The organism is Pseudomonas fluorescens (assembly GCF_900636825.1).
Classification (GTDB): domain Bacteria; phylum Pseudomonadota; class Gammaproteobacteria; order Pseudomonadales; family Pseudomonadaceae; genus Aquipseudomonas; species Aquipseudomonas fluorescens_BG.
Map to the genome: position 1 here is coordinate 1,279,566 of NZ_LR134318.1, position 17,158 is coordinate 1,296,723.

Annotated in this window: 15 protein-coding genes; 9 read left to right on the forward strand and 6 right to left on the reverse strand. The window is 58.8% G+C overall.

Annotated features, from left to right (window positions below; all coding sequences use genetic code 11):
- Window positions 1–116 precede the first annotated feature (116 nt).
- Window positions 117–1,151, reverse strand: a complete 1,035-nt coding sequence (dapD, locus tag EL257_RS05770) for a 2,3,4,5-tetrahydropyridine-2,6-dicarboxylate N-succinyltransferase (protein ID WP_126360623.1) — start codon at window positions 1,149–1,151, stop codon at window positions 117–119.
- A 31-nt stretch (window positions 1,152–1,182) separates the two neighbouring features.
- The gene (locus tag EL257_RS05775; protein WP_042607053.1) at window positions 1,183–1,491 is read right to left on the reverse strand and encodes an arsenate reductase; all 309 of its coding nucleotides are present in this window, start codon (window positions 1,489–1,491) and stop codon (window positions 1,183–1,185) included.
- Between the two features lie 348 nt (window positions 1,492–1,839).
- Between EL257_RS05775 and EL257_RS05780 the strand changes: the two genes are divergently transcribed.
- On the forward strand, window positions 1,840–3,471 hold the full coding sequence (locus tag EL257_RS05780) for a Na+/H+ antiporter (protein WP_126360625.1): 1,632 nt from the start codon (window positions 1,840–1,842) through the stop codon (window positions 3,469–3,471).
- A 13-nt stretch (window positions 3,472–3,484) separates the two neighbouring features.
- On the opposite strand, the gene EL257_RS05785 is transcribed toward EL257_RS05780, so the two are convergent.
- From EL257_RS05785 to map, 4 genes are all read right to left on the reverse strand, one after another.
- Window positions 3,485–4,123 (reverse strand): hypothetical protein, encoded by a 639-nt coding sequence (locus EL257_RS05785; RefSeq protein ID WP_126360627.1) that lies wholly within the window; start codon window positions 4,121–4,123, stop codon window positions 3,485–3,487.
- Window positions 4,124–4,349: 226 nt separating this feature from the next.
- On the reverse strand, window positions 4,350–5,549 hold the full coding sequence (dapC, locus tag EL257_RS05790; RefSeq protein WP_126360629.1) for a succinyldiaminopimelate transaminase: 1,200 nt from the start codon (window positions 5,547–5,549) through the stop codon (window positions 4,350–4,352).
- 195 nt (window positions 5,550–5,744) lie between these two features.
- Window positions 5,745–8,447, reverse strand: a complete 2,703-nt coding sequence (locus tag EL257_RS05795; protein ID WP_126360631.1) for a [protein-PII] uridylyltransferase — start codon at window positions 8,445–8,447, stop codon at window positions 5,745–5,747.
- Between the two features lie 41 nt (window positions 8,448–8,488).
- A complete protein-coding gene (gene map, locus EL257_RS05800) occupies window positions 8,489–9,271 on the reverse strand; it encodes a type I methionyl aminopeptidase (RefSeq protein WP_126360633.1) in 783 nt (260 codons plus the stop codon).
- Between the two features lie 373 nt (window positions 9,272–9,644).
- Between map and rpsB the strand changes: the two genes are divergently transcribed.
- The 8 genes from rpsB (at window position 9,645) to rseP (ending at window position 17,116) form a co-directional block, all read left to right on the forward strand.
- Window positions 9,645–10,382 (forward strand): 30S ribosomal protein S2, encoded by a 738-nt coding sequence (gene rpsB, locus EL257_RS05805; RefSeq protein ID WP_003222119.1) that lies wholly within the window; start codon window positions 9,645–9,647, stop codon window positions 10,380–10,382.
- Window positions 10,383–10,574: 192 nt separating this feature from the next.
- Complete coding sequence (gene tsf / locus EL257_RS05810; protein ID WP_093436595.1) at window positions 10,575–11,438, forward strand: translation elongation factor Ts; 864 nt, start codon at window positions 10,575–10,577, stop codon at window positions 11,436–11,438.
- A gap of 210 nt (window positions 11,439–11,648) precedes the next feature.
- Window positions 11,649–12,392: a UMP kinase gene (pyrH, locus tag EL257_RS05815; protein ID WP_003222124.1), complete on the forward strand. Its 744-nt coding sequence runs from the start codon at window positions 11,649–11,651 to the stop codon at window positions 12,390–12,392.
- Window positions 12,389–12,946 (forward strand): ribosome recycling factor, encoded by a 558-nt coding sequence (gene frr, locus EL257_RS05820; RefSeq protein ID WP_126360635.1) that lies wholly within the window; start codon window positions 12,389–12,391, stop codon window positions 12,944–12,946. The genes pyrH and frr overlap by 4 nt, the downstream gene beginning before the upstream one ends.
- Window positions 12,947–12,960: 14 nt before the next feature.
- Window positions 12,961–13,716, forward strand: coding sequence for a polyprenyl diphosphate synthase (gene uppS, locus EL257_RS05825; RefSeq protein WP_016771475.1), 756 nt, complete (start codon window positions 12,961–12,963; stop codon window positions 13,714–13,716).
- A complete protein-coding gene (locus tag EL257_RS05830) occupies window positions 13,716–14,522 on the forward strand; it encodes a phosphatidate cytidylyltransferase (protein WP_126360637.1) in 807 nt (268 codons plus the stop codon). Before uppS ends, EL257_RS05830 begins: the two co-directional genes overlap by 1 nt.
- Window positions 14,519–15,709, forward strand: a complete 1,191-nt coding sequence (gene ispC / locus EL257_RS05835) for a 1-deoxy-D-xylulose-5-phosphate reductoisomerase (RefSeq protein WP_126360639.1) — start codon at window positions 14,519–14,521, stop codon at window positions 15,707–15,709. The genes EL257_RS05830 and ispC overlap by 4 nt, the downstream gene beginning before the upstream one ends.
- Before the next feature lie 54 nt (window positions 15,710–15,763).
- Complete coding sequence (gene rseP / locus EL257_RS05840; RefSeq protein ID WP_126360641.1) at window positions 15,764–17,116, forward strand: sigma E protease regulator RseP; 1,353 nt, start codon at window positions 15,764–15,766, stop codon at window positions 17,114–17,116.
- The last annotated feature ends 42 nt before the right edge of the window (window positions 17,117–17,158 follow it).

The following is a 17,158-nucleotide window of genomic DNA, read 5'->3' on the forward strand; positions in this document are numbered from 1 at the left end:
GCCTGACCCTGTGGGAGCGAGCTTGCTCGCGAAGGGGACCTGTCAGTCAACATGTTTGCCGAATGACCCATCGCTTTCGCGAGCAAGCTCACTCCCACAGGTATTTGTATGGCTGCTTAGTTGTGAGCGTGCAGCGCTTCGTTCAGTTCGATTGCCGATTTGTGGGTCTTGCACTCCACCGCACCGGTTTCCGAATTGCGACGGAACAACAGGTCAGTCTGACCGGCCAATTCACGCGCCTTCACAACCTTGACCAGATTGTTGTGCTCATCGAGCAGTGCGACTTTGGTGCCGGCGGTCACGTACAGGCCCGATTCCACTGTGTTGCGGTCACCCAATGGAATACCGATACCAGCGTTGGCGCCGATCAGGCAGCCTTCGCCAACCTTGATCACGATGTTGCCGCCGCCCGACAGGGTGCCCATGGTCGAGCAACCGCCGCCTAGATCCGAACCCTTACCGACGAAAACGCCAGCCGAGACACGGCCTTCGATCATGCCCGGGCCTTCGGTGCCAGCATTGAAGTTGATGAAGCCTTCGTGCATTACCGTGGTGCCTTCGCCGACGTAAGCGCCCAGACGCAGACGCGCGGCATCGGCAATACGCACACCGGCCGGCACCACGTAGTCGGTCATTTTCGGGAATTTGTCCACCGAGAACACTTCGAGCAGATCGCCGCGCAGACGGGCTTCGAGTTGCATTTCCGCCAGCTCGCTCAGATCGATTGCGCCTTGGCTGGTCCACGCCACGTTCGGCAGCAGCGGGAAAATACCGGCCAGGCTGACGCCGTGCGGCTTGACCAGACGGTGCGAGAGCAGGTGCAGCTTGAGGTAGGCCTCAGGCGTCGAAGTCAGTTGCGTGTCTTCGGCCAGCAAAGTGGCGACCAGCGGCTTGTGGCTCTCGGCCAGACGGGTCAGCAACTTGCCTTGTACGGCGTCGATGCCTTTCACGGCTTCAGCCAGTTGCGCAGCCTGTGCGGTGGTGAAGGTGATGGCCTGGTTGCCTTCGCTGTAACCAAGAATCGGCGCAACGGCAGCGACCAGCTCGGCCGAAGGGTTGAGCAGCGGCTGCGCATAGAAAACTTCCAGCCACGCGCCTTGACGGTTCTGGGTGCCGACACCGAAGGCGATGCTGAACAGAGAATTGGACATGTGAATACCTCTACAAAAAGTGACGGGCTGCTTACTTCAGAGCGGCCGCGTAGATGTCTGGCTTGAAGCCAATCAGGGTTCGGTCACCGAGATCGAGCACCGGGCGCTTGATCATCGAGGGTTGGGCAAGCATCAGTTCGATGGCTTTCGATTGGTCGAGATCGGCTTTGCGTTCGTCATCGAGTTTGCGAAAGGTCGTGCCTGCGCGGTTCAACACCGTTTGCCAGCCGTGCTCGTCGCACCATTGGGTCAGGTGTTCACGGTCGATACCGGCGGTTTTGTAATCGTGAAAGTCATAGCTGACAGCGTGTTCATCGAGCCAGGTGCGCGCCTTTTTCATGGTGTCGCAGGCTTTGATGCCGAAAAGGTGCAACGTTTTACTTGAAACGGTCAAGGAATCGCCCCCTTTACAGGTGCTGGAAAAAAATGGTGACGGATTATGCCATGACCGAACGGTTTCGCGGCGCCCGGCTTCATTTACCCACCACAAATCCATGTAGGAGCTGCCGAGTGAAACGAGGCTGCGATCTGTTGATTTTGCTTTCAAAAATCGCAGCGTGCCGCAGCTCCTACGAGGAGGTTTGTGCAGGCGTCAGGCGACGCGTGCGACATAGGTGCAACGGTCATTCGCATCCTAAGGCGCTAATATGGCAGTTCAACGCTGTCGATCGCCTGAGATTTTGGTTTTATGCAAACTGCTTACACCGTCCTGATTCTGCTGATGCTGGTCAGCGTTTCGCGTCTGGTTGGCCGGATCATTCCGCTGCCTCTGCCGCTGGTGCAAATCGCTGCCGGTGCCTTGCTCGCCTGGCCGACCCTCGGCCTGCACGTCGCCCTCGATCCCGAATTGTTCCTGTTTCTGTTTCTCCCGCCTCTGTTGTTTTCCGACGGCTGGCGCATGCCGAAACGCGAGTTCTGGCATTTGCGCGGGCCGATCCTGACGCTCGCGGTGGGACTGGTGTTGTTCACAGTCGTCGGTGCCGGCTATTTCATTCACTGGCTCATGCCGACCATTCCGCTGCCCGTCGCGTTTGCGCTGGCGGCCGTGTTGTCGCCCACTGACGCGGTGGCCGTGTCGGCCATTTCGCAGAATCGTCTGCCGACGCCGCTGATGCACATGCTGCAAGGCGAGGCGCTGATGAATGATGCTTCGGGTCTGGTGACGTTCAAGTTTGCCCTGGCCGCGGCGGTGACCGGTGTGTTTTCGCTGACCAACGCGAGCCTGACCTTTGTGGCGGTCGCGCTCGGTGGCCTGGCGGTCGGGGTGGCGCTGAGCTGGCTGGTCGGGCGCCTGCGCGCGTGGATGATCGCGCGGGGCTGGGATGATCCGGCTACGCATGTGGTGTTCATGTTGCTGCTGCCGTTCGCTGCTTATGTATTGGCCGAACGGCTGGGCGCGTCGGGCATTCTGTCGGCCGTGGCGGCGGGAATGATGCAGAGCTGGCTCGATCTGCTGCCGCGCCAGACCAGCACCCGGCTGCTCAACCGCAGCGTCTGGTCGCTGCTTGAATTTGCTTTCAACGGCTTGATCTTCCTGCTGCTCGGTCTGCAATTGCCGGACATCATCAAGGCAGTGGTCAGTCACGAGCCGACGCTCTGGCCCACTTTGTTTTATCGCTGCCTCGATGTTCTGGCGATTTTTCTCGCCTTGGTGCTGCTGCGCTTTGTCTGGGTGCAGAGCATCTGGCGTTTGTCCGTGTTACTGCGGCGTTTGCGCGGCAAGGATGAGTTGACGCAGGTGCCGACCGCGCGGTCCTGCTGGCTGCTGACGGTGGGCGGCGTGCGCGGGGCGGTGACGCTGGCGGGCGTGATGTCGGTGCCGATGTTGATCGGCGCGCAGGCTTTTCCAGAGCGTGATCTGCTGATCTTCATCGCTGCGGGAGTGATTCTGCTGTCGCTGATTTCAGCGTGCATCGCCTTGCCCTTGTTGTTGCGTGGCATCGAGAAGAGCCCTGACGACAAGCGCCGCCAGGAAGTGCGCGACGCGTGGCGCAAGACCGCCGAAGCCGCCATTCATGCGCTGGAAACCGAGGAAGTCGCCCCGCAGGATGCGGCGCAGGCGGCGTTAGCGGCCGAGTTGAAGGCGCGGATCATGTCCGAGTATCGCCATCAACTCGATGTCTTCAACGATTCCGCCGAAGCCCAGGCCCTGGCATTCCAGATGGATCTGCTGGAGCGGCGATTACGCCTCAAAGCCTTGCGAGCGCAGCGCCTGGAGCTTTACAGCCTCAGCCGTCACCACGCGATTGGCGACGACGTGCTCCGAGAGGTGCTGGCCGACCTTGATTTAAGCGAAGCCAATCTGGGCCCGATCAAATAACCGGCACTTCGCCTTATGAGAACGGATAGAGGCTTGCCATGAATGCCTTGTCCTGTTCGCTGAGATCCAGATTGAGCAGGACCTGGAAATCGCCCTTCGTCCAGGACTGACGGACGACGTAATGCATGATCGACTTGCGGTCGTACGCTGAATAGACGCAGTTGTCAGGGTCGGCACGGTCCAGATACCAGGCGTGCAGTCTTGTTCGCGTCACGCTGGCTGCGTAGTCGTCCTGTTCCGGATCGTCGTCCAGTCCATGTTCTGCATAGATCGCGGATATATCCCAAGGGATGTTGCAGGTCGGATTTGTCTGTTCATGTTCCGCGCCGAGCATATGTCCGAACTCATGCATGACGTTGGCGGCGAAATAACGTGCGTGAGCGCTCGAATGTGGCCACAGGCGCATGCTTGGTTCATCCGGATCGAGCAGGGCATCAGTGCCTGTCCGCGAGGAGAACTCGCCTTCCTGGCTCAGTATGCGGATGTCACCTGCCTGACCGTCGACGAAGTCGAACTTCAAATTAACGTGCGGTAACCAGTTTTCGGCCGCGGCAATAGTCGCTTGTTTGAATTCAGGGGTGCCATTGAGAAACGCGATTCGCAACGTCTGGCCCGGCGTCCATAACTTGTTGGGGGCCTTCTTTATCCACATTGTTTTTCATCCTTGAATGATTTGATTTTGGTAAATGTTAATTGGATGCCAGACGCACAGCAGAAGCGCGCAAGTGTCGGTCTCCCATTCAAGTTCACGCCTTCATGGGTGAACTTGAATGGGAGACTAACTTTGGATGGCTAAATTAATGAAGTAGGGAAATAACTGGATATGTAACCTGGCAATTAAGCCAGCGCGCCAGATTGCCTGGCGCGGGAGGTTTTAGTTACTTGTGACGGACGATGAAATCACGAATCCGTTCGGCGGCTTCAACACACTCGGCCAGCGGCGCAACCAATGCCATGCGCACACGGCCAGCGCCCGGATTGACGCCGTCGACATCGCGGGACAGGTACGAGCCCGGGACGACGGTCACATGCTCTTCGGCAAACAGGTCGCGGCAGAAGGCAGCGTCATCACCCTGCACGTTCGGCCACAGATAAAAGCTGCCGTCAGGGCGCTGCACATCCATCACCGGGCTGAGAATTGCCAGCACCGCATCGAATTTCTCGCGATACAGCGCACGGTTGGCGCGTACGTGTGCCTCATCGTTCCACGCGGCGACGCTGGCCAGTTGTGTCTGCACCGGCATTGCACAGCCATGGTAGGTGCGATAGAGCAGGAAACCTTTGAGAATGTCGGCATCGCCGGCGACAAACCCGGAACGCAAGCCCGGCAGGTTGGAGCGCTTGGACAGACTGTGGAACACCACGCAGCGTTTGAAGTCGTTGCGGCCCAGTTCGACGCAGGCCGTAAGCAGGCCTGGCGGCGGAGTTTGCTCGTCGAAATATAGTTCGCTGTAGCACTCGTCGGCGGCAATTACGAAGTCATATTCATCAGCCAGGGCGATCAGCTTTTTCAGGGTCTCGACCGGAATCAGCGCGCCGGTCGGATTGCCCGGCGAGCACAGGAACAAAATCTGGCAGCGCTTCCAGATGTCTGGCGAAACAGCTTCGAAATCCGGGTTGAAGCCGTTCTCGTCGAGGCACGGCAGATAGTGTGGCTTGGCCCCGGCCAGGAACGCGGCACCTTCATAGATCTGATAGAACGGGTTCGGGCTGACGATCAATGCATCGTCGCTGCGGTTGACCACGGTCTGGGTGAAGGCGAACAACGCTTCGCGGGTGCCATTGACCGGCAGCACATTGCGCGCCGGATCCAGCCAGCCGCTCGGCACGCCGAAACGCCGTTCACACCAACCGGCAATCGCTTCACGCAGAGCAGGAATGCCGAGGGTGGTCGGGTACACCGCCATCTGATCGAGATTGTTCGCCAGCGCTTCGGCGACGAAACCTGGCGAGCGGTGCTTCGGCTCGCCGATCGACAGGGCGATCGGGCGTTTATCCGGGTTCGGGGTGACAGTGCCGAGCAGGGCGCGGAGCTTTTCGAACGGGTACGGCTGGAGCTGATTCAGAGCGTTGTTCATGGGGGGCCTCTTTTATTGTGCAAGAGAACTCATGTGGCGAGGGGATTTATCCCCGATGGGCTGCGAAGCAGCCCCAAATCAGGCATCGCGCTGAATCAGGGAAATCGCATGCACCTGTTCCACGACTGCTGCGCAGCCGATCGGGGATAAATCCCCTCGCTACAGAGGATCAGCTTTCACCGGGTTATGGTTTATTCAGATACTGATACGCGAAAGTTTGATATCCGGTTCCTGATTGACGCTCAGTTGTTCGACGATTGCGTCCTGCAAGCGGCTGCACAGCAACGGGTCGGACAGCGGTTGATTGTGCGCGTCGGTGATAAAGAAAACGTCTTCCACGCGCTCGCCCAGTGTCGCAATCTTGGCGTTCTGCAGCGACAGGTCGAACTCGAGGAAAATCCCGCCGATCCGCGCCAACAGTCCCGGGCGATCGGGAGCGGTCAATTCCAGCACCGTCACCGGACGCTGGGCATCGTTGTGGATTGTCACTTGCGGCGCAAAAGCGAAATGCTTGAGCTGGCGCGGCACTCGACGCTGGATGATCGTCGGGTAATCGTCCGGGTTGCGCAGGGCTTCGGTCAGGCCTTCGCGGATCTGTTTGACCCGCGTCGGGTTGTCGCCGATGGACTCACCTTCGTTATCCAGCACGATGTAGGTGTCGAGGGTGAACTGGCTACTCGACGTGATGACCCGGGCGTCATGAATGTTCAGGTTGAGCTGGTCCATCGCCGCCACGGTCACCGCGAAGAAATCATGCTGGTCCGGGGCATAAATGAAGATCTGCGTGCCGCCCTCGAACTCGCGCTGGGTGGTTTCCTTGATCAGCACCAAAGGCCCGCCGTCGGCAGGTTGCTGCAGAATCGCGTCGCTGTGCCAGGCCACGTCGCCGGCGGTGTGACGCAGAAAGTAGTCATCGCCCAACTGCGCCCACAACTGTTCGACGTCGTCCGGGTCGGTGCCGCCGCGCACCAGAATATCCAGTGCCGCGCTCTGGGTCTGGCGAATCTGTTCTTCGCGATCCACCGGGTTTTCCAGACCGCGACGCAAGGCGCGTTTGGTTTCGGTGTAGAGCTGGCGCAGCAGGCTGGCGCGCCATGAGTTCCATAGCGTCGGGTTGGTCGCGTTGATGTCCGCGACGGTCAGCACATACAGGTAGTCGAGGCGTGTTTCGTCGCCGACCGCCTGAGCGAAGTCATGGATGACCTGTGGGTCGGACAAATCCTTGCGCTGCGCCGTCGTGGACATCACCAGATGGTTTTGCACCAGCCAGACGATCAGGCGGCTGTCCCAAACCGGCAATTGATGGCGCTGGCAGAACGCCTCGGCATCGACCGCGCCGATTTCTGAATGATCGCCATGCCGACCCTTGCCGATATCGTGATAAAGGCCCGCCATGTAGATGAGTTCAGGCTTGGGCAGTTTGGCCATCAGCTTGGCGGCCAGCGGGAATTTCTCCGAGACCTGGGTGTATTGCAATTTGCGCAGATGCTTGATCAGGTTCAGCGTGTGCGCGTCTACGGTATAAATGTGGAACAGGTCGTGCTGCATCTGCCCGACGATAAAGCCGAACTCCGGTAGATAACGGCCGAGAATGCCGTAACGGTTCATCCGGCGCAGATTGCGGTGAATGCCGATCTTGCACTTGAACAGTTCGATGAACAGGCTGGTGTTGCGGATATCGTTGCGGAACGTGTCGTCGATCAAGTGACGGTGTTCGCGCAGCAATCGGATGGTGTCGGCGCGCACGCCTTTGATCTCGGGTTGCTGGGCCATCAGCACGAAGATTTCGAGCATGGCGAACGGCGTGCGGCGGAATACGTTGTCGTTGCGTGCTTCTATATAGCCGTCGTGCAGCTGGAACCGCGCGTTGATGGGCTGCGGTGGCGCCTCGTCTTCTGGCGCGAGGATGACTTCCTCGAAATGCTGGATGATCAAATCGCTGAGCTGGGCGATGCTCATCACAGTGCGGAAATACTGTTGCATGAAGTTTTCGACAGCCTGTTTGGCGTCGTCGCCTTCAAAACCGAGCAGGCCGGCAATGGTGCGCTGATGATCGAACAGCAAACGGTCTTCGGAACGGCCGGCGAGCATGTGCAGGGCGTAGCGCACTTTCCAGAGGAATTCCTGGGAGGAGGCGAGCAGCGCGTTTTCGCTCTCGACCAAGAACCCTTCGCCAGCGAGGGCGCGCAGGTTGAGCGTGCCGTATTGGCGACGGGCAACCCACAGAATGGTCTGAATATCGCGCAGGCCGCCAGGCGAGCCTTTGACGTTGGGTTCCAGGTTGTATTCGGTGTCGTTGTACTTGTGGTGACGCGCCTTCTGCTCCGCGCGTTTGGCCAGGAAAAACTCTTTGGCCGGCCACATGTGCGCTGTGCTGGTGACATCGAGCATCCGTTGGCGCAGACGCTCGGGGCCGCAAATGGTGCGGCTTTCCATCAGGTTGGTGACCACTGTCAGGTCGGCGCGCGCTTCTACCGCGCATTCATCGACCGAGCGCACGCTCTGCCCGACTTCGAGGCCGATGTCCCACAGCAGGGTCAGAAAACGCTCAATGGAGTCGCGGAAGATTTCATGATCGGCGCTGTCCAGCAGGATCAGCAGATCGATATCCGAATAAGGATGCAGCTCGCCGCGGCCGTAGCCGCCGACCGCGACCAGGGCGATGTCGGCGTCTTCGCTCCAGTCGAACTGGTCCCAGGCCTTTTGCAGGATGTTGTCGACGAACCAGGCGCGGTCTTCGATCAGGCGGCGGATCTCGCGGCCGTTGCGAAAACGCGCGTCCAGCACCTCGCGGGCCTGGCGGATCGCCTTCTTGAACGCCGCGATAGGACTCGCTTTGAGGGCCAGTTCAGCCTGGAACTGGCCGCGGTCGAAGAGTTCGGGATCCACCTGCGGCATCGATTGGCTTTCCTTCTATAAGGCTGGGAGCGTTTTTTGGATCAGGCCGAGATGCGCGGGATGGTGTCATCGCTGCGCAGGGTGAAGATCTCGTAACCGGTGTCGGTCACCAGCAGGGTGTGTTCCCACTGCGCCGAGAGCTTGCGGTCCTTGGTGATCGCGGTCCAGCCGTCGCCCAGCACTTTGGTGTCGGCCTTGCCCTGATTGATCATCGGCTCGATGGTGAAGGTCATGCCGGCCTTCAGTTCCATGCCGGTGCCTGCGCGGCCGTAGTGAAGAATCTGCGGCTCTTCATGGAAGACTTTGCCAATACCGTGACCACAGAATTCGCGCACCACCGAGAAGCCGTTCTTTTCCGCGTGCTTCTGGATCACTTCGCCGATGTCGCCGAGGCGGCAGCCGGGTTTGACGATCTCGATCGCCTTGTACATGCATTCCTGAGTGATCTGCGACAGGCGCTCGGCCCAGACCGGGACTTCGCCAACATGAAACATGCGGCTGGTGTCACCGTGGTAGCCGTCCTTGATCACCGTTACGTCGATGTTCAGGGTGTCGCCGTTTTTCAGCGGTTTGTCATTCGGGATGCCGTGGCAGACCACGTGGTTGATCGAGGTGCAAATCGACTTCGGGTAGCCCTTGTAGTTGAGCGGGGCAGGGATCGCCTGCTGCACATTGACGATGTAATCGTGGCAGAGCTGGTTCAACTGATCGGTGGTTACGCCCGGTTTGACATGTTCGGCAATCATTTCCAGCACATCGGCGGCCAGTTTGCCGGCGACACGCATGCCAGCGATGTCCTCGGGAGTTTTGAGGTTGACGGTCATACAGGCTCTCTCTGCGCTCGGCGGCGCTTACGGATACGAATAGGGCGGCAGGTGTTCGATTGGCGACCCTGAAAAACGCGATTCTAACAGACGCACGGCGCAAATCCGCGCCCGGGTGCATCGCTTCTCTCTATACAATGGTGCTTGCGAAGCCGATTCCAAGGGGGCGGCGCTCATGTCCCTGGTGCGAATACAGATTCCGGGTTCCGTTTCTGCGCACCCTGTGGTATAAAATGCGCCGCTTTCCGGGGATACCCCGAAAGGCTTAAATCCACACACGTGTCGACACGATGACCTGGGTGCCCTTGGCTTTATGCCATTGGTTGGTCATTGGGATACGTGGAGGCCAAACCCGACTTATTAAGGAACTATCATGTCCCAAGTCAACATGCGCGATATGCTGAAGGCCGGTGTGCACTTCGGTCACCAAACCCGTTACTGGAACCCGAAAATGGGTAAGTACATTTTCGGCGCGCGTAACAAGATTCACATCATCAACCTTGAAAAAACCCTGCCAATGTTCAACGAAGCTCTGACTTTCGTAGAGCGTCTGGCCCAGGGCAAAAACAAGATTCTGTTCGTCGGCACCAAGCGTTCCGCTGGCAAGATCGTTGCTGAAGAAGCAGCACGTTGCGGTTCGCCGTACGTCGATCACCGCTGGTTGGGCGGCATGCTGACCAACTTCAAAACCATTCGTGCTTCCATCAAGCGTCTGCGTGACCTTGAAGTTCAAGCCGAAGACGGTACTTTCGCCAAGCTGACCAAGAAAGAAGCGCTGATGCGCTCCCGTGACCTGGAAAAGCTGGATCGTTCGCTGGGCGGCATCAAGGACATGGGCGGTCTGCCAGACGCACTGTTCGTGATCGACGTTGACCACGAGCGCATCGCGATCACCGAAGCCAACAAGCTGGGCATCCCGGTAATCGGCGTTGTCGACACCAACAGCAGCCCGGAAGGCGTTGACTACATCATCCCAGGCAACGATGACGCAATCCGCGCTATCCAGCTGTACATGGGTTCGATGGCTGACGCAGTTATCCGCGGTCGCAACAATGTTGCTGGCGGTACTGTTGAATTCGCAGCTGAAGAAACTCAGGCTGCAGCTGAGTAATTGACGCCCTGGCGTTGACTCAGTAAGCAAAAAGGGGGCTTGGCCCCCTTTTTGCCACCTCGAAAACCATTTGTCGGCGGCGCAGCTACAGCTCTTGTAACGTGCAGCAGCTACAAGGTGGGGCTCGGGAAGAATTGAACGCCCGTTCGATCGGGTGGAATGGTTGAAAACCTATCCAAGAGGAATTTGAAAATGGCAGCAATTACTGCAGCGTTGGTCAAAGAACTGCGCGAGCGTACCGGCGAAGGCATGATGGATTGCAAGAAAGCCCTGGAAAAGGCTGACGGCGACATCGAAAAAGCCATTGATGACATGCGTGCTTCGGGCGCGATCAAGGCTGCGAAAAAGGCGGGCAACGTTGCCGCTGAAGGCGCAATCGCTATCAAGGACGACGGTAAAGCTGCCGTTATCCTGGAAGTGAACTCGCAGACCGACTTCCTCGCTCTGCAAGACGACTTCAAGAACTTCGTAGCTGCCAGCGTAGAAAAAGCATTTGCTGACAAGCTGACCGACGCAGCTCCGCTGATCGCTTCGCAAGAAGCCGCTCGTGAAGCGCTGGTTGCCAAAGTAGGCGAAAACGTCAACATCCGTCGTCTGACCCGCATCGAAGGTGACGTTGTAGGTTCGTACTTGCACGGCAACAAGATCGGTGTTGTTGTGGCTCTGAAAGGCGGCGACGTCGAGCTGGCCAAAGACATCGCGATGCACGTTGCGGCAAGCAACCCTGAGTTCCTGCTGCCTTCGCAAGTTTCGGCTGAAGCGATCGAGCGTGAAAAGGCTGTGTTCCTGCAGCTGAACGAAGAAAAGATCAAAGGCAAGCCAGAAAACATTGTTGAGAACATGGTCAAAGGCCGTATCAGCAAGTTCCTGGCAGAAGCAAGCCTGGTTGAGCAGGCGTTCGTCAAGAACCCTGAAATCAAGGTTGGCGAGCTGGCCAAGAAAGGCGGCGCAGAAATCGTTTCCTTCACCTACTACAAAGTAGGCGAAGGCATCGAGAAGCCGGTCGACAACTTCGCTGAAGAAGTTGCTGCCCAGCTGGCTGCCGCCAAGCAATAAGACAGCTTCTCAACTGTCGCCCGAAAGAGGCTGCCCGCTCACGCGCGCAGCCTCTTTTCAGATGGGGTAACCAATTTTTAGTTGGTTTACGCCTGGAACTGACTTACAAAGCCATGTTCCGATGGCGCTGAAGCAGCGCCAAGCTAGAGTGAACGCCAGCTGTAAACAGCTCGCAAAGAATTTTTAAATACGCCGCAGGAGAGATTCGCAATGGCTCAGCAGGGCAGTGGTTATCAGGCTCGCTATAAACGCATTCTACTCAAGCTTAGCGGCGAGGCCCTGATGGGCTCGGAAGAGTTCGGGATCGATCCAAAAGTGCTGGATCGCATGGCGCTGGAAGTCGGCCAACTGGTCGGCATCGGCGTTCAGGTTGGTCTGGTGATCGGCGGCGGCAACCTGTTCCGTGGCGAAGCCCTGAGCAAAGCCGGTATGGATCGGGTCACAGGCGACCACATGGGCATGCTGGCCACTGTGATGAACGCCCTGGCCATGCGCGACGCGCTGGAACGTGCCAATATTTCGGCCATCGTCATGTCGGCGATTTCCATGGTTGGCGTGACCGATCACTATGATCGTCGCAAGGCCATGCGCCATTTGAACTCCAAAGACGTCGTGATCTTCGCGGCGGGTACCGGCAATCCGTTCTTCACCACGGATTCGGCAGCCTGCCTGCGTGCTATCGAAATCGACGCCGACGTTGTGCTCAAAGCAACCAAGGTCGATGGCGTTTACACTGCAGACCCGTTCAAAGACCCGCATGCCGAGAAGTTCGATCATCTGACTTATGATGAAGTGCTGGATCGCAAGCTGGGTGTGATGGATCTGACCGCTATCTGCCTGTGCCGCGACCACAAAATGCCGTTGCGCGTATTCAACATGAACAAGCCCGGCGCCCTGCTGAATATCGTCCACGGCGGCGCTGAAGGCACTCTGATCGAGGAAGGCCAACAATGATCAACGAAATCAAAAAAGACGCCCAAGCGCGCATGCAAAAATCCCTCGAGTCTCTGAACCATGCGTTCGGTCAGATTCGTACCGGCAAGGCTCACCCGAGCATTCTTGGTAGCGTGATGGTGCCTTACTACGGCACTGATACCCCGCTGAGCGGCGTCGCCAACGTTACCGTGAAAGACTCGCGCACTCTTCAAGTCGTGGCCTTCGAGCGCAACATGCTCGCTGCTGTCGACAAAGCGATCCAGAGCGCTGGCCTGAACCTCAACCCGACCAACCTTGGCGAGTTGCTGCTGATCCCGATGCCTGCCCTCACCGAAGAAACCCGCAAAGGTTTCACCAAGCAGGCACGTAGCGCAGCGGAAGACGCCCGTGTTGCGGTGCGCAACATTCGTCGCGATGCGTTGGGTGAGCTGAAGAAGCTGGTCAAGGACAAGGAGATCAGCGAAGACGAAGAGCGTCGTGCTGTCGCTGATATCGACAAGCTGACCAAAGATGCCGAGGCCCAGATCACCAAGGCCACGGACGAGAAAGAAAAAGACCTGATGGCCGTATAAGGGTCGAGCTTTAAATGGACAAGACCAAGCAGACTGCGCCGTCCGCGGTGCCGCGCCATGTCGCGATCATCATGGATGGCAATAATCGCTGGGCGAAAAAACGCTTCATGCCCGGTGTCGCCGGGCATAAAGCGGGCGTGGACGCTGTGCGGGCCGTGATCGAGGTGTGCGCTGAGGCCAAGGTCGAAGTGTTGACGCTGTTCGCGTTCTCCAGTGAGAACTGGCAGCGCCCGGCCGATGAAGTGAGCGCCTTGATGGACCTGTTCTTCAAGGCGTTGCGTCGTGAGGCCAAGCGCCTGAACGACAACAACATCAGCCTGCGCATCATCGGTGACCGCTCGCGCTTCCATCCGGAGCTGCAAGCGGCGATGCGTGAAGCCGAAGCCATGACCGTCGGCGCCAACCGCTTTGTCCTGCAGATCGCTGCCAACTATGGCGGTCAGTGGGACATCGCCCAGGCTGCACAGCGTCTGGCGCGTGAAGTTCAGGCGGGCCATTTGCGCCCCGAGGACATCACGCCCGATCTGCTGCAGACGTGCCTGGCGACCGGCGATCTGCCGTTGCCGGACCTGTGCATCCGCACGGGTGGCGAGCACCGCATCAGCAATTTCCTGCTGTGGCAGCTGGCCTACGCCGAGTTGTACTTCTCCGACCTGTTCTGGCCGGACTTCAAACACGATGCCATGCGCACTGCGCTGGCCGATTTCGCTTCGCGCCAGCGTCGCTTCGGTAAAACGAGCGAGCAGGTTGAAGCTGGAGCCCGGGTTTAATGCTTAAACAACGAATCATCACTGCACTGATCCTGCTGCCCATCGCCTTGTGCGGATTTTTTCTGCTCGAAGGCTCCGCGTTCGCATTGTTCATCGGGCTGGTCGTCACGCTCGGTGCCTGGGAATGGGCGCGGCTGGCGGGCTTCACGGCTCAGTCGTTCCGCGTTGGCTTCGCCGCCGTCGTCGCGTTGATGTTGTTAGTGATGCATCTGCGCCCCGGGCTTGCACCGTGGGTCCTGGGCGCCTCCGTGCTGTGGTGGGCTGTCGCAACGTACCTGGTGTTGACTTATCCACAGTCCAGCAAGCGTTGGTCCAGCGCCGCCACCAAGTTGGCGATTGGCCTGTTGATCCTGCTGCCGGCCTGGCAAGGCTTGGTGCAGATCAAGCAGTATCCGCTGGGCAACTGGCTGATCATGGCGGTGATGGTCTTGGTGTGGGGCGCTGATATAGGCGCGTATTTTTCCGGCCGTGCTTTCGGCAAGCGCAAACTCGCGCCTCAAGTGAGCCCCGGTAAAAGCTGGGAGGGCGTCTATGGCGGCCTCGCCTTGAGTCTGGTGATCACCGCGATTGTCGGTCTGGTGCGGGACTGGGCGGTGGCTGAGCTGCTCAAAGGCCTGATCGGGGCTGCGTTGATCGTGTTCATTTCCGTGGTGGGCGACCTGACCGAAAGCATGTTCAAGCGCCAGTCCGGTATCAAGGACAGCAGTAATCTGTTGCCCGGTCATGGCGGTGTGCTGGATCGCATCGACAGTCTGACTGCAGCCATTCCGGTGTTCGCCGTCCTCCTGTGGATGGCCGCACCGTGAGCCGTCCCCAGCAGATCACCGTTCTTGGCGCTACCGGTTCGATCGGTCTGAGCACCCTTGATGTGATTGCGCGGCACCCTGAGCGCTATCAGGTTTTCGCATTGACCGGCTTCACTCGATTGAGTGAGTTGTTCGCGTTGTGTGTGCGCCATGTGCCGCAGTTTGCGGTGGTGCCGCAGATCGAATCCGCTCGAGGCTTGCAGGATGATCTGCGTGCCGCCGGTTTGCCGACCCGTGTTCTGGTTGGTGAAGAGGGCTTGTGCCAAGTCGCCTCCGCGCCGGAAGTCGACGCCGTGATGGCGGCGATTGTCGGGGCGGCAGGGCTTCGCCCGACGCTGGCTGCGGTCGAGGCTGGCAAAAAAATTCTTCTGGCTAATAAAGAGGCGCTGGTGATGTCCGGCGCCTTGTTCATGCAGGCGGTGCGCAAAAGTGGTTCTGTATTGCTGCCGATCGACAGCGAACACAACGCAATTTTTCAGTGCATGCCGCGGGATTTTTCGCGCGGACTGAGCGCGGTGGGTGTGCGGCGGATTTTGCTTACAGCCTCTGGTGGTCCTTTCCGGCAGACGCCGATGAGCGAACTGGAGCATGTTTCACCGGACCAGGCCTGTGCGCATCCGAACTGGTCCATGGGGCGCAAGATCTCCGTGGATTCGGCGAGCATGATGAACAAGGGGCTCGAGCTGATCGAAGCCTGCTGGTTGTTCGACGCCAAGCCTTCACAGGTCGAGGTGGTGATCCATCCGCAAAGCGTGATTCACTCGCTGGTCGACTATGTGGATGGCTCGGTTCTGGCGCAATTGGGTAACCCTGACATGCGCACACCGATCGCCAACGCGCTGGCCTGGCCCGAGCGCATTGATTCAGGTGTGGCACCGCTGGACCTGTTTGCAATTGCGCGTCTGGATTTCGAAGCGCCGGACGAACAGCGCTTCCCGTGCCTGCGTCTCGCACGGCAAGCCGCCGAGGCGGGTGACAGCGCGCCGGCAATGTTGAACGCGGCCAATGAAGTCGCTGTGGCTGCGTTTCTCGACAGGCGGGTTCGCTACCTCGAAATCGCGAGTATCATCGAGGACGTATTGAGCCGAGAGCCGGTGGTTGCGCTGGGTGATCTCGATAGCGTATTCACTGCCGATGCCAGGGCTCGCGTTCTGGCCGAGGAATGGCTGAAGCGATACGGCCGATAGGTTTTGCAACACAATGGCTGCATGCGGCACTGAACGGGATTGCGGAGAAAGTAGATGAGCGCGCTCTATATGATTGCCGGCACCCTGATCGCTTTGGGTGTTCTGGTCACCTTTCACGAATTCGGCCACTTCTGGGTCGCGCGTCGCTGTGGCGTCAAGGTTCTGCGCTTCTCCGTGGGCTTCGGCATGCCACTGCTGCGCTGGCATGACAAGCAAGGCACGGAATTCGTTGTCGCGGCGATTCCGTTGGGTGGCTACGTCAAAATGCTCGACGAGCGCGAAGGCGAAGTCCCGGTCGATCAGCTTGATCAGTCGTTCAATCGCAAGTCGGTTCGCCAGCGTATCGCTATCGTAGCGGCGGGTCCGATCGCCAATTTTCTTTTGGCCCTGGTGTTTTTCTGGGTGCTGGCCATGCTCGGCAGTGAGCAGGTTCGTCCGGTCATCGGTGCCGTCGAGTCCGGCAGTATTGCTGCCAAGGCAGGGTTGAGTCCGGGGCAGGAGATCATCGCCATTGACGGTGAGCCGACTTCGGGTTGGGCTGCGGTCAATTTGCAATTGGTGCGTCGCCTCGGCGAGAGCGGCTCTCTGCAACTGATGGTGCGCGAGCAGGGCGCTACGGCGGAATCACCTCGTGAGCTGGCGCTGGATAACTGGCTGAAAGGCGCCGATGAGCCTGATCCGATTCGCTCACTTGGCATTCGTCCATGGCGCCCGGCGCTGCCACCCGTGCTGGCCGAACTTGATCCGAAAGGCCCGGCCCAGGCTGCGGGCTTGAAGACCGGCGATCGGTTGCTGGCGCTCGATGGTCAGTCGTTGAATGACTGGCAGCAGGTGGTCGACACCGTTCGTACGCGTCCTGATACCAAAATCATGCTGCGCATCGAGCGCGACAGTGCTCAAATCGACGTCCCGGTGACCTTGGCTGCACGTGGCGACAGTAAATCGCCGAGCGGTTATCTCGGTGCTGGGGTGAAGGCGATCGACTGGCCGCCGGAGATGATCCGCGAGGTCAGCTACGGCCCATTGGCTGCGATTGGCGAGGGTGCCCGACGCACCTGGACCATGAGCATCCTGACGCTGGATTCACTGAAGAAAATGCTGTTCGGCGAGCTCTCGGTAAAAAACTTGAGTGGACCGATAACCATTGCTAAAGTGGCGGGCGCTTCTGCCCAGTCGGGCGTCGCTGATTTCCTGAATTTCCTTGCTTATCTGAGTATTAGCCTGGGTGTTCTGAATTTGCTGCCCATTCCTGTACTGGATGGGGGACATTTGTTGTTTTATCTGATCGAGTGGGTGCGTGGTCGCCCCTTGTCGGATCGGGTGCAAGGTTGGGGGATACAGATCGGTATCAGTTTGGTGGTCGGGGTGATGTTGCTTGCTCTGGTCAACGATCTGGGTCGACTGTAACGCTTCGCTGAATTGCGAATCTGCCGCATTTTGCGGCAGTTT

What these genes read in the sequence shown, in the direction of transcription:
- dapD (WP_126360623.1), bottom strand. Translation starts at nt 1,151, where the DNA reads ATGTCCAATTCTCTGTTCAGCATCGCCTTCGGTGTCGGCACCCAGAAC.
- EL257_RS05775 (WP_042607053.1), bottom strand. Translation starts at nt 1,491, where the DNA reads ATGAAAAAGGCGCGCACCTGGCTCGATGAACACGCTGTCAGCTATGAC.
- EL257_RS05780 (WP_126360625.1), top strand. Translation starts at nt 1,840, where the DNA reads ATGCAAACTGCTTACACCGTCCTGATTCTGCTGATGCTGGTCAGCGTT.
- EL257_RS05785 (WP_126360627.1), bottom strand. Translation starts at nt 4,123, where the DNA reads ATGTGGATAAAGAAGGCCCCCAACAAGTTATGGACGCCGGGCCAGACG.
- dapC (WP_126360629.1), bottom strand. Translation starts at nt 5,549, where the DNA reads ATGAACAACGCTCTGAATCAGCTCCAGCCGTACCCGTTCGAAAAGCTC.
- EL257_RS05795 (WP_126360631.1), bottom strand. Translation starts at nt 8,447, where the DNA reads ATGCCGCAGGTGGATCCCGAACTCTTCGACCGCGGCCAGTTCCAGGCT.
- map (WP_126360633.1), bottom strand. Translation starts at nt 9,271, where the DNA reads ATGACCGTCAACCTCAAAACTCCCGAGGACATCGCTGGCATGCGTGTC.
- rpsB (WP_003222119.1), top strand. Translation starts at nt 9,645, where the DNA reads ATGTCCCAAGTCAACATGCGCGATATGCTGAAGGCCGGTGTGCACTTC.
- tsf (WP_093436595.1), top strand. Translation starts at nt 10,575, where the DNA reads ATGGCAGCAATTACTGCAGCGTTGGTCAAAGAACTGCGCGAGCGTACC.
- pyrH (WP_003222124.1), top strand. Translation starts at nt 11,649, where the DNA reads ATGGCTCAGCAGGGCAGTGGTTATCAGGCTCGCTATAAACGCATTCTA.
- frr (WP_126360635.1), top strand. Translation starts at nt 12,389, where the DNA reads ATGATCAACGAAATCAAAAAAGACGCCCAAGCGCGCATGCAAAAATCC.
- uppS (WP_016771475.1), top strand. Translation starts at nt 12,961, where the DNA reads ATGGACAAGACCAAGCAGACTGCGCCGTCCGCGGTGCCGCGCCATGTC.
- EL257_RS05830 (WP_126360637.1), top strand. Translation starts at nt 13,716, where the DNA reads ATGCTTAAACAACGAATCATCACTGCACTGATCCTGCTGCCCATCGCC.
- rseP (WP_126360641.1), top strand. Translation starts at nt 15,764, where the DNA reads ATGAGCGCGCTCTATATGATTGCCGGCACCCTGATCGCTTTGGGTGTT.